This is a genomic window from Variovorax sp. CF079, assembly GCF_900101545.1.
Classification (GTDB): Bacteria; Pseudomonadota; Gammaproteobacteria; order Burkholderiales; family Burkholderiaceae_C; genus Variovorax.
The window spans coordinates 19,593-33,137 of sequence record NZ_FMZU01000014.1; the positions used below are offsets into that span (position 1 = coordinate 19,593).

At 66.3% G+C, this 13,545-nt stretch carries 13 protein-coding genes; all 13 read right to left on the minus strand.

Features of this window, described 5'->3' with window-relative positions:
- Positions 1-18 precede the first annotated feature (18 nt).
- The 13 genes from BLS74_RS19110 to BLS74_RS19170 all read right to left on the minus strand — a co-directional run bounded on the left by BLS74_RS19110 (position 19) and on the right by BLS74_RS19170 (position 13,510).
- The gene (locus BLS74_RS19110) at positions 19-1,035 is read right to left on the minus strand and encodes an NADP-dependent oxidoreductase (protein ID WP_093108729.1); all 1,017 of its coding nucleotides are present in this window, start codon (positions 1,033-1,035) and stop codon (positions 19-21) included.
- A gap of 9 nt (positions 1,036-1,044) precedes the next feature.
- The gene (locus BLS74_RS19115) at positions 1,045-1,494 is read right to left on the minus strand and encodes a PaaI family thioesterase (RefSeq protein ID WP_093108730.1); all 450 of its coding nucleotides are present in this window, start codon (positions 1,492-1,494) and stop codon (positions 1,045-1,047) included.
- Between the two features lies 1 nt (position 1,495).
- A complete protein-coding gene (locus BLS74_RS19120) occupies positions 1,496-2,290 on the minus strand; it encodes an SDR family oxidoreductase (RefSeq protein WP_093108731.1) in 795 nt (264 codons plus the stop codon).
- Positions 2,291-2,306: 16 nt separating this feature from the next.
- Positions 2,307-2,591: a Dabb family protein gene (locus BLS74_RS19125; RefSeq protein ID WP_093108732.1), complete on the minus strand. Its 285-nt coding sequence runs from the start codon at positions 2,589-2,591 to the stop codon at positions 2,307-2,309.
- Positions 2,592-2,669: 78 nt separating this feature from the next.
- Positions 2,670-2,864, minus strand: coding sequence for a hypothetical protein (locus BLS74_RS19130; protein WP_093108733.1), 195 nt, complete (start codon positions 2,862-2,864; stop codon positions 2,670-2,672).
- Positions 2,864-4,696 (minus strand): acyl-CoA dehydrogenase, encoded by a 1,833-nt coding sequence (locus BLS74_RS19135; RefSeq protein WP_093108734.1) that lies wholly within the window; start codon positions 4,694-4,696, stop codon positions 2,864-2,866. Before BLS74_RS19135 ends, BLS74_RS19130 begins: the two co-directional genes overlap by 1 nt.
- An 85-nt stretch (positions 4,697-4,781) precedes the next feature.
- A complete protein-coding gene (locus BLS74_RS19140; RefSeq protein WP_093108735.1) occupies positions 4,782-5,957 on the minus strand; it encodes an acetyl-CoA C-acyltransferase in 1,176 nt (391 codons plus the stop codon).
- Positions 5,958-5,988: 31 nt separating this feature from the next.
- Positions 5,989-7,461: a M20 family peptidase gene (locus tag BLS74_RS19145; RefSeq protein ID WP_093108736.1), complete on the minus strand. Its 1,473-nt coding sequence runs from the start codon at positions 7,459-7,461 to the stop codon at positions 5,989-5,991.
- A 20-nt stretch (positions 7,462-7,481) separates the two neighbouring features.
- Complete coding sequence (locus tag BLS74_RS19150) at positions 7,482-9,584, minus strand: 3-hydroxyacyl-CoA dehydrogenase NAD-binding domain-containing protein (RefSeq protein WP_093108737.1); 2,103 nt, start codon at positions 9,582-9,584, stop codon at positions 7,482-7,484.
- 145 nt (positions 9,585-9,729) lie between these two features.
- Complete coding sequence (locus tag BLS74_RS19155; protein WP_093108738.1) at positions 9,730-10,425, minus strand: ABC transporter ATP-binding protein; 696 nt, start codon at positions 10,423-10,425, stop codon at positions 9,730-9,732.
- Between the two features lie 4 nt (positions 10,426-10,429).
- Positions 10,430-11,200 (minus strand): ABC transporter ATP-binding protein, encoded by a 771-nt coding sequence (locus BLS74_RS19160; RefSeq protein ID WP_093108739.1) that lies wholly within the window; start codon positions 11,198-11,200, stop codon positions 10,430-10,432.
- Entirely contained in the window at positions 11,197-12,558 is a 1,362-nt protein-coding gene (locus BLS74_RS19165) for a branched-chain amino acid ABC transporter permease (RefSeq protein ID WP_093108740.1), read from the minus strand. Before BLS74_RS19165 ends, BLS74_RS19160 begins: the two co-directional genes overlap by 4 nt.
- 4 nt (positions 12,559-12,562) lie before the next feature.
- Positions 12,563-13,510, minus strand: coding sequence for a branched-chain amino acid ABC transporter permease (locus BLS74_RS19170; RefSeq protein WP_093108741.1), 948 nt, complete (start codon positions 13,508-13,510; stop codon positions 12,563-12,565).
- Between the last annotated feature and the right edge of the window lie 35 nt (positions 13,511-13,545).

Consider the following 13,545-nt stretch of genomic DNA (forward strand, 5'->3'; position numbering starts at 1 on the left):
GGCCTCCTTGCACTTTGCCTAGATCAGTTTCACCAGTTGCTTGCCGAAGTTCTTGCCCTTGAGCAAACCGAGGAAGGCCTCGGGCGCCGACTCGATGCCCTGCGCGATCGACTCGCGCGGCCTGAGCTTTCCGGTGGCGACCAGCTGGCCCAGTTCGGCCAGCGCCTCGGGCCAGACTTCCATGTGCTCGCTGACGATGAAGCCTTCGAGCTTCACCCGGTTGATGAGGAACAGCGCCGGATTGGCCAGCGGCAGCGGCTGCCCGTCGTAGCCGGCGATCATGCCGCACAGCGCGACGCGCGCGAAGGCATTGGCGCGCAGCAGCACCGCGTCGAAGATGTAGCCGCCGACGTTCTCGAAGTAGCCATCGATGCCCTTCGGGCAGGCCTCCTTCAGCGCTGTGCTCATGCTCTTGACGTCGGGATGCTGCCGGTAGTCGATGCAGGCGTCGAAGCCCAGTTCGTCGGTCACGTACTTGCACTTGTCCGCACCGCCCGCGATGCCGACCACGCGACAGCCGCGCGCCTTGGCCAGCGCGCCGAAGGCACTTCCGACCGCGCCGCTGGCGGCCGTGACGACCATCGTCTCGCCGGCCTTCGGGTTGATGATCTTCACCAGGCCGTACCAGGCCGTGACGCCGGGCATGCCGACCGCGCCGAGGTAGTACGAGAGCGGTACGTACGCGGTGTCGACCTTCCTCAAGGCGCCGGGCTGCGAGGCATCGACCACGCTGTATTCCTGCCAGCCGCCGAAGCCGACCACCTTGTCGCCGACGGCGTACTTGGGGTGCTTGCTCTCGACCACCTCGCCCGCCGTGCCGCCCTGCATCACCTGGCCCAGCGGCTGCGGCTGCGCGTAGCTCTTGGCGTCGTTCATGCGGCCGCGCATGTAGGGGTCGAGGCTCATGTAGTGGTGGCGCACCAGCACCTCGTTGTCTTTCAACGGCGGCGTCTCGGTGCTCACGAGCTTGAAATTGGAAGCGACGGCTTCGCCATCGGGGCGGTTGTCGAGCAGTTGTTGTCTGTTGATGGGCATGAAAGTCTCCTAATCTGTGGACGGCGGACGCATCGCGTTGGCGCTGCCGGGGCCGGTGGGAAGGCGCCGCTTCACGTACTTGAAGGTGCCGGTGGCATGGGCACAGACGCGCTCCTGCTCGTCGTAGATCTTCGCTTCGGTGAAGGCCAGCGTCGCGGTGCGGTGGATCAGCTTGCCGCGCGCATGCAGCGGGCCGACCGAGGGTTGCATGAAGCTGGTTTTCATCTCGATCGTGACCACGCCCATCTCCGGCGTCTGGCTGCGCGCGGCCGCGGCCATGGTGATGTCGAGCAGCGTCATGCAGGCGCCGCCGTGGGTCACGTCGAAGGTGTTGAGATGCTCGGGCTTCGCCGTGTAGCGGATCTCGGACTCGCCGCCCTCGAACTTCGTGAGCTCGAAGCCCAGATGCCGCGCAAACGGGATCTGGCTCGTGTAGGAGCGGACGTTGATGTCGTCCACCTCAAGCTCCGAGCACCACGCTCACGCCGCCGTCGATCGCCAGCCACTGGCCGGTGATGTGCTTGCCGGCATCGCTCGCGTACAGCAGCGTGATGCCCTTAAGGTCTTCGTCGTCGCCGAGGCGGCCCAGCGGCGCATGCGAGGCCATCTTCTCCTCGCCGATCGACTTGATCAGGCCCGCGGCCATCTTGGTCATGAAGAAGCCGGGGCAGATGGCGTTGACGTTGATGTTGTACTTGCCCCATTCGGCCGCCAGCGTGTGGGTGAAGCCGATCACGGCGCTCTTCGAGGTGTTGTAGGCCAGGGTCTGCATCTCGGGCGGGTTGCCGTTCAGGCCTGCGATGGAGGCGATGTTGATGATGCGGCCAGTCTTCTTCGGGATCATGTAGCCGCGCGCGATCTGCTGCGCGAGGATGAAGTAGCCGCGCACGTTGAGGTTCATGACCTTGTCCCAAGCCTCGACCGGATGGTCTTCGGCCGGCGCGCCCCAACTCGCGCCCGCGTTGTTGACCAGGATGTCGACCGCGCCCAGGCGCTCCAGCGTCTCGTCGGCCAGGCGGCGCGTGTCCTCTTCCTTCGAGCAATCGGCCACGATCCAGCGGGCGTCGATGCCGGCCGCCTGCAACTCGGCCGCGGCCTGCTCCAGGTCGTCGGCCTTGCGCGAACTCAGCATGATCTTGGCGCCGGCTTCGCCGAGCGCATGGGCCATCTGCAGGCCGAGGCCGCGCGAGCCGCCGGTGACGAGCGCGGTCTTGCCGCTGAGGTCGAACAGTTTCTGGATGCTGCGTGCGGTCATGGGTGTCTCCGAGGGTTCAGGGGGTTTCGTAGTCGAGGACGCTGCGGGCTTCGCGCAGTGTGCCGAGCACCGCGGACACTTCGACGTGCTGCGGATGCTCCAGGTAGGCCTGCAGCGCGGCCTTGTCGTCGAAGGCCGAGCACAGCACAACGTCGCAGTTGGCTTCGAGTCCCGGCGCACGCACCGCGACCTCGAACTGGCGCATGCCCGGCACCAGGCCGCGGCAACTGTCAAGCTTCTCCTTGAACAGCGCGGCCTTGGCCGGGTCCTTGAGCTTCCACATCACGATGTGCTTGATCATGGCGTTGCCCGCCCGGCCGCCCGAAGGGCAATGAGCGCCCCCTCGGGGGGCAGCGAACGAAGTGAGCTTGGGGGCATGTCAGTCCTTCAGGCGGGAGCGAACGTAGATGAGGACCACGCCGACAATGGCCACGGCCACGCCTGGGACGGCCATGACCCAGCCGAGGGTCTCGTCCGATCGGCCGGTCGCGATGCCGAGGATCAGCATGAAGAGGCCACCGTAGATCAGGATCCAGATCCATTTCTCGAGCGTGGCGTGGGGTTTGACGGCCATCAGAAAGCCTCCTCGGGCAGGGCTGCGCAGGTCGGGTCGCGCCGTTCGACCACATTGAGCCAGGCACCGATCTTCGGCAGTTCGTAGTTGAAGAAATAGTCGGTCGCGCCGATACGCCCGGCCGTGGCCGGCAGCGCCCTCGACGCGTCGCGTTCGAGCGCGTGCTGCGCCACGTCGAGCCAGATCCAGGCCAGCACCGTATGGCCGAAGGCTTGCATGTAGGGCACGGCATTGGCCAGCGCCTCCTGCGGATTGCCGGTGGCCCAGGCTGCCTTGGTCGCGTTGCCGATGCGCTGCAGCGCTTCGGCCAGCGCCTTGGCATGCGCAGCCAGCGAGGGCACGCGGGCCGCGCGCGCGATGGTGTCGGTGATGCGCGCGGCCAAGAGCTGCAGGCCGCGGCCGTCTTCCATCAGCACCTTGCGGCCCAGCAGGTCGGCCGCCTGGATGCCGTGCGTGCCTTCGTGGATCATGTTCAGGCGGTTGTCGCGCCAGTACTGCTCCACCGGAAAGTCGCGCGTATAGCCGTAGCCGCCGTGCACCTGGATCGCGAGCGAGTTGGCCTCCAGGCACCATTCGCTGGGCCAGCTCTTGGCGATCGGCGTGAGCACCTCCAGCAGCAGGCGCGCGTCGTCGGCGGCCTGCGCGTCACCGGTCTTCTGCTCGTCGACCAGGCGCGCGCAATAGAGCTCGAGCGCCAGCGCGCCTTCGCAATACGCCTTCTGTGCGAGCAGCATGCGGCGCACGTCGGCATGCTCGATGATGCGCACCTGCGGCTTGGCCGCGTCCTTGCCGGCCGGGCCTGGCGGGCGCCCTTGCGGCCGGTTCCGTGCATAGTCGAGCGATGCGTGGTAGCCGGCCATGCCCAGCATGGTCGCCGCGGTGCCGACACCGATGCGCGCCTCGTTCATCATGTGGAACATGCAGTGCAAGCCTTTGCCGGGCTCGCCGACGAGGTAACCCACCGCACCGGCCTTGCCACCAACGGGGAACTTGCCCTCGCCGAAGTTCAGGAGCGTGTTGGTGGTGCCGCGCCAGCCCAGCTTGTGGTTGAGGCCCGCGAGCGCGACATCGTTGCGTTCGCCGGTGAGTTGCCCTTCGGCATCGACCATCTTCTTCGGCACGATGAAGAGCGAAATGCCACGCGTGCCCGGGATGAGCTTGCCCTTCTCGTCGGGGATCTTGGCCAGCACGATGTGCACGATGTTCTCGGTCAGCTCATGGTCGCCGGCCGAGATCCACATCTTGTTGCCGAAGAGCCGATAGCGGGGCCCGAGCGGATCGTCCCGGAAATCGGCGCCGTCGGGCACGGCACGCGTCGCCACGTCGCTGAGGCTGGAGCCGGCCTGCGGCTCCGACAGGCACATGGTGCCCGACCAGCGGCCTGCGAACTCGTTCTTCGCGAACACCGATTGCTGCATGGGCGTGCCGTGAACCATCAGCAGGTTGGCATTGCCGCTGGTCAGCATGCCGGAGCCGATGCTGACCGAGGCCATCGCGAAGAAGCTGTTGGCCGCCGCCTGCACGGTGTAGGGCAGTTGCATGCCGCCGATCTCGTAGTCCTGTGCGGCGCTCAGCATGCCGGATTCGGCAAAGGCCTTGTGCGCATCGTGCGTGGCCTGCGGCAGGATCACCTTGTCGCCGTCGAAGTGCGGCTCCTGGGTGTCGACGATGCGGTTGTTCGGCGCGTACTTCTCGCGCGCGATGCGCTCGCAGGTGTCGAGCACGGCATCGAAGGTTTCGCGCGAGTGATCGGCAAAGCGCGCGCGCTCGTTGAGCGACTCGGCGTGGAGCCAGTCGTAGAGCAGGAAGTCGAGGGTGGGACGAAGGCTCATTTCGTGACTTTCAATTCGGAAACCGGGCGCGAAGGACGCTCTGCGCCCTTCACCTCCGGTCTTCAGTTCGGCCCTCGCAGCAGGCTCAGAGTACCTCGAATACGCCGGCTGCGCCCATGCCGCCGCCGATGCACATCGTGACGACCACCTTCTTGGCGCCGCGGCGCTTGCCTTCGATCAGCGCATGGCCGGTCAGGCGCTGGCCGCTCACGCCATACGGGTGGCCGACGGCGATGGCGCCCCCGTTCACGTTCAGGCGGTCGCCCGGGATGCCGAGCTTGTCGCGGCAGTAGATCACCTGCACCGCGAAGGCCTCGTTGAGCTCCCAGAGGTCGATGTCGCCGACCTTGAGGCCCAGGCGCTTCAGCACCTTCGGGATCGCGAACACCGGGCCGATGCCCATCTCGTCGGGCTCGCAGCCCGCGACCGCGAAGCCGAGGAAGCGGCCGAGCGGCTTCAGGCCCTTCTTCTCGGCGTACTTCTCGTCGACCACCACGCAGGCGCCGCCGCCGTCGGAGAACTGGCTGGCGTTGCCGGCCGAGATCACGCCGCCCGGAATCGCCGGACGGATGCCGCTGATGCCTTCCTTGGTGGTGCCGGGGCGGATGCCTTCGTCGTTCTCGACCGTGACCTCCTTGGTACGCAGGCCCAGCACCGGGTCGGCCACACCGGCCAGGACGGTGATCGGCGCGATCTCGGCCTTGAAGAGGCCGGCCTCGAGCGCGGCGGTGGCCTTCTGCTGGCTCGCGGCGCCGTACTCGTCCATGGCGTCGCGGCCGATGTCGTAGCGCTTGGCGACCTGCTCGGCGGTCTGCAGCATGTTCCAGTAGATCTCGGGCTTGTGCTTCACCAGCCAGGGGTCGGCCAGCATGTGCTTGTTCATCTCGTTCTGCACGCACGAAATGCTCTCGACGCCGCCGGCCACGTAGACCTCGCCCTCGCCCGCGATGATGCGCTGCGCCGCGGTCGCGATGGTCTGCAGGCCCGAGGAGCAGAAGCGGTTGATGGTCATGCCCGCGGTGGTGATCGGCAATCCGGCGCGCAGCGCGATCTGGCGTGCGATGTTGGCGCCGGTCGCGCCTTCGGGATTGGCGCAGCCCATGATCACGTCGTCGACTTCGGCAGGCTCGATGCCGGCGCGCGCCACCGCGTGCTGCACCGCATGGCCGCCGAGCGTGGCGCCGTGCGTCATGTTGAAGGCGCCCTTCCAGCTCTTGGCGAGCGGCGTGCGGGCGGTGGAGACGATGACGGCGCTGGTCATGGTGTGGTCCTTTGAAAAAGAGGGGTGATGCTTACTGGGGCTGCTGCACGGTGTTGCGCAACAGCTGGTGATAGAACTGGATCATCTCGACGTAGTTGGCGATCGAGATGCGCTCGTTGGTGCCGTGGAAGCGCGACAGATCTTCGCCCCGCGCGCGTACCGGCGAGAAGCGGTAGACCGCGTCGCTCACGATCGCGAAGTGGCGCGAATCGGTGGCGGCGATCATGAGGCCCGGCGCGACGATGGCATCGGGAAAGGTCTGGCGCACCGATTGCGCGATGGTCCGATAGCCCGCGCTGTCGGTGGGCGACACCGGCGAGGGCTCCGAGTTGCCCGGATACTGCTTGATCGTGATCGCATCGTTCGCGACGGTCTTGCGGATGTGCGCCTCCACCGAAGCCAGCGTGTCGCCCGGCAGCACGCGGAAGTTGACGGCCGCCTCGGCACGGCCCGGCAGCACGTTGTCCTTGTTGCCGGCGCGCACGATGGTCAGCGCGGTGGTGGTGCGCAGCATCGCATTGCTGCTCACGCCTTTCTCGAGCTGGCCCTGCACCACCGGGCCGAAGAGCCAGAGGTTGGAGAGCGCCACGCGGCCGAAGCCCTTCATCTCGGGCGCGAGCGTCGCAAACATCTCGCCCGCCACGCCGCCGATCGCGGCCGGCATCGGGTTCGCTTCGAGCTTTGCGAGCGCCGCGCTCATGCTGCCGATGGCCGTGCTGGATGGCGGCATCGACGAGTGGCCCGGCGGCGTATCGAGCGAGAGGAAGAAGGTGCCGTAGCCCTTCTCGGCCAGGCCGATCAGGGCGGCCGGCTTGTCGAGGCCCGCGAGCACGCCTTCGGTGACCAGCAGGCCCTCGTCGAGCACCCATTCGAGCCGGACGCCGCGCGACTTCAGCAGTTCCGCAATCGGCTTCGCGCCACGCAGGCCGCTGACCTCCTCGTCATCGCCCGCGACCAGATACACCGTCTGCCGCGGCTGGAAGCCGCTGGCCACCAGCATCTCGATGGCTTCCATCTGCGCCAGCAGGTTGCCCTTGTTGTCCCAGGTGCCGCGACCCCAGACGAAGCCGTCCTTGATCTGGCCGCTGAAGGGCTCGACCTCCCAGGCCTTCTCGGTGCCCGGCGCGATCGGCACCACGTCCTGGTGCGCCATCAGCGCAACCGGCCGGGCAGCGGGGTCGCTGCCGGTCCAGGTGTAGAGCAGCGCGTTGTCGCCGACGACTTCCTTCTTCAGCGTCGCATGCAGCTTGGGAAACTGCTGCGCCAGGTAGGCATGGAGCTTCTTGAACTCGTCGCCGTTCTGCTGCCCACCTTCGAAGCTCGATACGGTGCGGATCGGGATCGCGCCCGAGAGCCGCTCGGCCGCCGCCTTGGCGTCGACCGCGACCTTCTGTACCGCCGGCACCTGCAACTGTCGCGAGGGCGTGCGCCAGGTGTTGCCCGCGATGACCACCGCCAGCACAAGCAGCGCCAGCAGCAGCACGAGCAACGTCCTCTTGATCACAGCCCGTCCTCGCCGTCGCTTCAGCTGAACTGCTTGCCTTCGGCCACCAGCTTCTGGATCAGCGGCGCGGGCTGCCAGAAGCCCGCGTCATCGCGCGGGTTCTTCGCAAAGCGCTTCATCGCCTCGGCCACGTTGTAGAGACCGACCTGGTTGGCATAGTGCATCGGGCCGCCGCGCCACACCGGGAAGCCGTAGCCGGTGAGGTAGACCATGTCGATGTCGCCCGACTTGGAGGCGATGCCGTCCTCGAGAATGTGCGCGCCTTCGTTCACGAGCGCATAGACCAGGCGCTGCACGATCTCTTCGTCGGAGATCTTGCGCGGCGTGATGCCTTCGTCCTTGCGGTGCTTCTCGATCAGGTCGAGCACGACCTGGCTCGGGATCGCATCGCGCTTGCCGGCCTGGTAGTCGTACCACCCTGCCCCGGTCTTCTGGCCGAAGCGGCCCAGCTCGCAGAGCTTGTCGGCCGTCTTGCTGTACTTCATGTCGGCTTGCTCGGTGGCGCGGCGCTTGCGGATCGCCCAGCCGATGTCGTTGCCCGCCAGGTCGCCCATGCGGAACGGGCCCATGGCGAAGCCGAACTTCTCGATGGCGCGGTCGACCTGCTGCGGCGTCGCGCCCTCGTCCAGCAGGAAGCCGGCCTGGCGCGAGTACTGCTCGATCATGCGGTTGCCGATGAAGCCGTCGCACACGCCGGAGACCACCGCCGTCTTCTTGATCTTCTTGGCGATCGCCATCACGGTGGCCAGTACGTCCTTGGCCGTCTCCTTGCCGCGCACCACTTCGAGCAGCTTCATCACGTTGGCCGGGCTGAAGAAGTGCATGCCGACCACGTCCTGCGGGCGCTTGGTGAAGGCGGCGATCTTGTCGACGTCGAGCGTGGAGGTGTTGGAAGCCAGGATGGCACCGGCCTTGGCGACGCGGTCCAGTTCCTTGAACACCTTCTCCTTGACGCCGAGCTCCTCGAACACGGCCTCGATGATCAGGTCGGCGTCCTTCAGGTCGTTGTAGTCGAGCGTGGTGGACAGCAGCGCCATCCGCTCCTCGTACTTCTCGGCCTTGAGCTTGCCCTTCTTGACCTGCGCTTCGTAGTTCTTGCGAATGGTGGCGATGCCGCGGTCGAGCGCCTCCTGCTTCATCTCGAGGATCTTGACCGGGATGCCCGCGTTCAGGAAGTTCATCGAGATGCCGCCGCCCATGGTGCCGGCGCCGATCACGCCGACCGACTTGACGGTGCGCTGCGGCGTGTCTTCCGATACGTCGGGAATGCGCGAAGCCGCGCGCTCGGCCATGAACAGGTGGCGCAGCGCCAACGATTCGGGCGTGAACATCAGCGCGGTGAAGAGGCGACGCTCTTCGGCCATGCCGTCGTCGAACTTCATCTGCGTGGCGGCCTGCACCGCATCCACGCACTTGAGCGGCGCCGGGTAGTTCTTCGACATGCCGCCGACCATGTTGCGCGCGAACTGGAAGTAGGCGTCGCCCTGCGGATGCTTGCACGGCAGCTTGCGCACCAGCGGCAGCTCGCCGCTCTTGCCGGCCACCGACTTGGCGAACTCGACCGCTTCCTCGAACAGCGATTCCGGCGAAGCGGCCAGCTTGTCGAACAGCTTCTGGCCGGGCAGCGAGGCGAGCAGCTCGCTCTTGACGGCCTCGCCGCTCACGATCATGTTGAGCGCGGTCTCCACGCCCAGCACGCGCGGCAGGCGCTGCGTGCCGCCGGCGCCGGGCAGCAGGCCCAGCTTGACCTCGGGCAGCGCGACGCTGGTGCCGGGTGCGGCCACGCGGTAGTGGCAGCCCAGGGCCAGCTCGAGGCCGCCGCCCATGCAGACCGAATGGATGGCCGCGACGATCGGCTTGGTCGATGCCTCGAGCGCGAGGATCACGCTCAGCAGATTGGGCTCCTGCAGCGCCTTGGGCGTGCCGAACTCCTTGATGTCGGCGCCGCCCGAGAAGGCCTTGCCCGCGCCGGTGATCACGATCGCCTTGACGGCCGCGTCGTCGAGCGCTTTCGAGAGGCCGTCGGTGATGCCGATGCGCGTCGAGAAACCGAGGCCATTGACCGGAGGGTTGGTCAGGGTGATCACGGCGACGTCGCCGAGCACTTTGTATTCAGCCGTCATGCTGCGTTCCTTTGGGATGGGGGAGGATCGAAAAAAGGGGCCTCGCGTTAAAAAGCACGAGTGTTCTTTTTTGTTTGAAATTCTAGGCGTTTCGCGTGACCCCGCAACCGGGTATCAGTCGCTGCCGAGACAAGTTGGCTGGCGGTCAGACCTCCAGCCACTCCTTGCGGGTCGCGGCATCGGCACGCAGGCTGTCCGGCGTGCCGTCGAACACGATGCTGCCATGGCCCATGACCAGCGCGCGATCGGAGATCTGCATCGCAATCGTCAGCTTCTGCTCGATCAGCAGCACCGAGATGCCCTTGTCCTTGAGCGTGCGCAGGTACTGGCCCACCAGCTCGACGATCTTGGGCGCGAGGCCCTCGGTCGGCTCGTCGATGATGATCAGGTCGGGGTCGCCCATCAGCGTGCGGCACAGCGTCAGCATCTGCTGCTCGCCGCCCGAGAGCACGCCGGCCTCGGTGTGCTGGCGCTCCTTGAGGCGCGGGAACATGCCGTACATGTCGTCGAACTGCCAGCGGCTGCCCTTCCCCTTGCCCTTCTGCCCGAGCAGCAGGTTCTGGTGTACCGTGAGCTTGGGGAAGATGTCGCGGTTCTCGGGCACGTAGCCGATGCCCATGTGCGCGATCTCGTAGGCCTTGCGGCGCAGGATGTCCTCTTCCTTCCAGTGCAGGCCGCCTTCGGCATGCACCAGGCCCATGATGGCCTTGGCCGTGGTCGAGCGGCCCGAGCCGTTGCGGCCCAGCAAGGCCACGATCTCGCCGGGACCGACCGCAAATGAAACGCCATGCAACACATGGCTCTTGCCGTAGTAGGCGTGGATGTCCTGGAGCTTGAGCATTTCTTCAGTGTCCTCCGCTCTGCGCGTCCGCGACCGAAGAGCCCAGGTACGCCTCCTGCACGCGCGCATTGGCGCGCACCGCCGCGGGCGTGTCGAAGGCGATCACCTCGCCGTAGACGACCACCGCGATCTTGTCGGCCAGGCCGAACACCACGCCCATGTCGTGCTCCACGGTGAGCAGGGTCTTGCCGATCGTCACCTGCTTGATCAGCGCGATGAAGTGCGCGGTCTCGGTCTTGCTCATGCCGGCCGTGGGCTCGTCGAGCAGGATCACGCTGGCGCCGCCGGCGATGGTGACGCCGATCTCCAGCGCGCGCTGTTCGGCATAGGTGAGGTTCACCGCATGCACGTCGCGCTTTCTTTCGAGTCCCACCTGGCGCAGCAACTCCTCGGTGCGCTCGTTCGCATCGTCGAGCTTCGAGAGGAAGCGCAGGAAGGTGTAGCGGTAGCCCAGGCTCCACAGCACGCCGCAGCGCAGGTTCTCGAACACGCTGAGCTTGGGGAAGATGTTGGTGATCTGGAAGCTGCGCGAAAGGCCGCGGCGGTTGATCTCGTAGGGCCTGTGGCCGTCGATGCGCTGGCCATGCAGCAGCACCTCGCCGCTGGTCGGCTCGAGCCGGCCGCTGATGAGGTTGAAGAGCGTGGACTTGCCGGCGCCGTTGGGCCCGATGATCGCGATGCGCTCGCCGGCTTCTACCGCCAGGTCGACGCCACGGATGATCTCGGTCTTGCCGAAGTTCTTGCGCAAGGCCTTCAATTCGAGTGCGTGGGTCATGCGAGCTCCCTCCGCTTGATCTCGGCCTCGATCTCTTCCTGGATATGGCCCCAGACCTTCACGAAGCGGCGTCGCACCCATTCCACCAGCAACACGCCCACGGCAAGCACGACGCCGGCCCCGATCCAGCTGGCCGCGCTGGAGACGTCGAGCTCCACGCCCATGAAGTTGAGCTTCGGGCCCAGCGCCATGTTGAGCTGCACGTGATAGATCATCTCGACCAGCGCCGCCGCGCCGACCACCATCACGGCCCCGGTCAGGATCAGGCCGCCGTAGAGACCCCACAGGCGCTTGAACTTGCCGAACTTGGCAACGCGCAGGTTCATCATGATCAGGCTGGCGATGCCGCCCGGCGCGAACATCACCATGAACAGGAACACCAGCCCCAGGTACAGCAGCCAGGCCTTGGTGAGCTCCGACAGCAGCACCGACGCCAGTACCAGCAACACGGCGCCTATGATCGGGCCGAAGAAGAAGGTGGCTCCGCCCAGGAAGGTAAACAGGAGGTAGCCGCCCGAGCGAATCGTGCTCAGGCTGTCGGATGCGTTGACGATCTCGAAATTGATGGCCGCCAGCGCGCCGCCAATGCCGGCGAAGAAACCAGCAATGATGAAGGCGAGGTAGCGCACCCATTGGGTGTCGTAGCCGATGAACTCGACGCGCTCGGGGTTGTCGCGCACCGCGTTGAGCATGCGGCCCAGCGGCGTGCCGGTGAACGCGAACATGAGCGCCGTCGAGACGAAGCAGTACGCCGCGATCAGGTAGTACACCTGGATCTGCGGACCGAAGCTCAAGCCGAGGAAAGGCGAGCCGTAGACCCGGTTGGTCGTGACGCCACCCTCGCCGCCGAAGAAGCCCGGAAACATCAGCGACATGGCTGCGACCAACTCGCCGATGCCCAGCGTGATCATCGCGAAAGTGGTGCCGGACTTCTTGGTGGTCACATAGCCCAGCAGGATCGCGAACAGCACGCCCGCCACGCCGCCGACCAGCGGAATCGTCACCAGCGGCAGCGGCATGGCCCCCTTGGTGGCGAGATTCATCGCGTGCACCGCGACGAAGGCGCCCAGCCCCGTGTAGACGGCGTGGCCGAAGCTCAGCATGCCGCCCTGCCCGAGCAGGATGTTGTAGCTCAGGCAGATGATGATGAGATAGCCGATCTGCGACAGCATGGTGAGCGCCAGGCTGCTGCGAAACACCAGCGGCGCGATGATCAGGCTCAGGGCGAAGAGCGTCCAGATCAGCACGCGCCCGATGTTCCAGGGCTTGAAGCGGTAGTAGGCGGTCTTCCGCGTACCGGCGCCGGACACCGGCGTGTCGTCGGCACGCGCCGCGGAAGTGCTTGCATGGGTCGTCATGTTTTCAGCCCTCCCGCTTGCCGAGCAGCCCCTTGGGCCGGAAGATCAGGATCAGCACCAGGAACAGGTACGGCAGGATCGGAGCGATTTGCGCGACGCTGAGCTGAAGCAGTTCGTACCCGAAGGTGCTGGGGGTCACGGTGACGCCCACAGCCTGCAGCCCGGACGCCAAGGACTCGTCGATGGCCACGGCGAAGGTCTGCAATACGCCGATCAGGAGCGATGCGAGGAAGGCCCCAGCCAATGAGCCCATCCCGCCGACCACCACCACCACGAACACGATCGACCCGACCGCCCCGGCCATGGCAGGCTCGGTGACGTAGGTGTTCCCGCCGATCACGCCGGCCAGCGCAGCCAGCGCTGCGCCTCCGCCGAACACGAGCATGAACACCCGCGGCACGTTGTGGCCCAGCGCTTCCACCGTCTCCGGATGCGTGAGCGCAGCCTGGATCACCAGGCCGATGCGGGTGCGGGTCAGCAAGAGCCAGACCGACAGCAGCATCAGCAGCGCGAGCAGCATGATGAAGGATCTCGACTTGGGAAACTGCGTCCCGAACAGGGTGAACAGCGGCCCCTGCAGTTGCTCCGGCAGCCCGTACGGCACCGTCGCACGACCCCAGACCAGCTGCACCAGCTCGAGGATCAGGTAGGACAGACCGAAAGTCACCAGCAACTCGGGCACGTGGCCGAACTTGTGAACGCGCCGCAGGCTGTAGCGCTCGAAGAGCGCGCCCAGCACGCCGACCAGCAGGGGCGCGACGACCAGGGCGGTCCAGAAGCCCAGCACACCCGAGATGGTGTAGGCGAAATAAGCACCCAGCATGTAGAAGCTGGTGTGCGCGAAGTTGAGCACGCCCATCATGCTGAAGATCAGCGTCAGGCCCGAGCTCAGCATGAACAGCAGCAGCCCGTAGCTGAGGCCGTTCAGCAAGGATATGGCGAAGAATTCCACGGTGTCGTCGTCGTCGTTGCAGCCGCGAGGGGCGA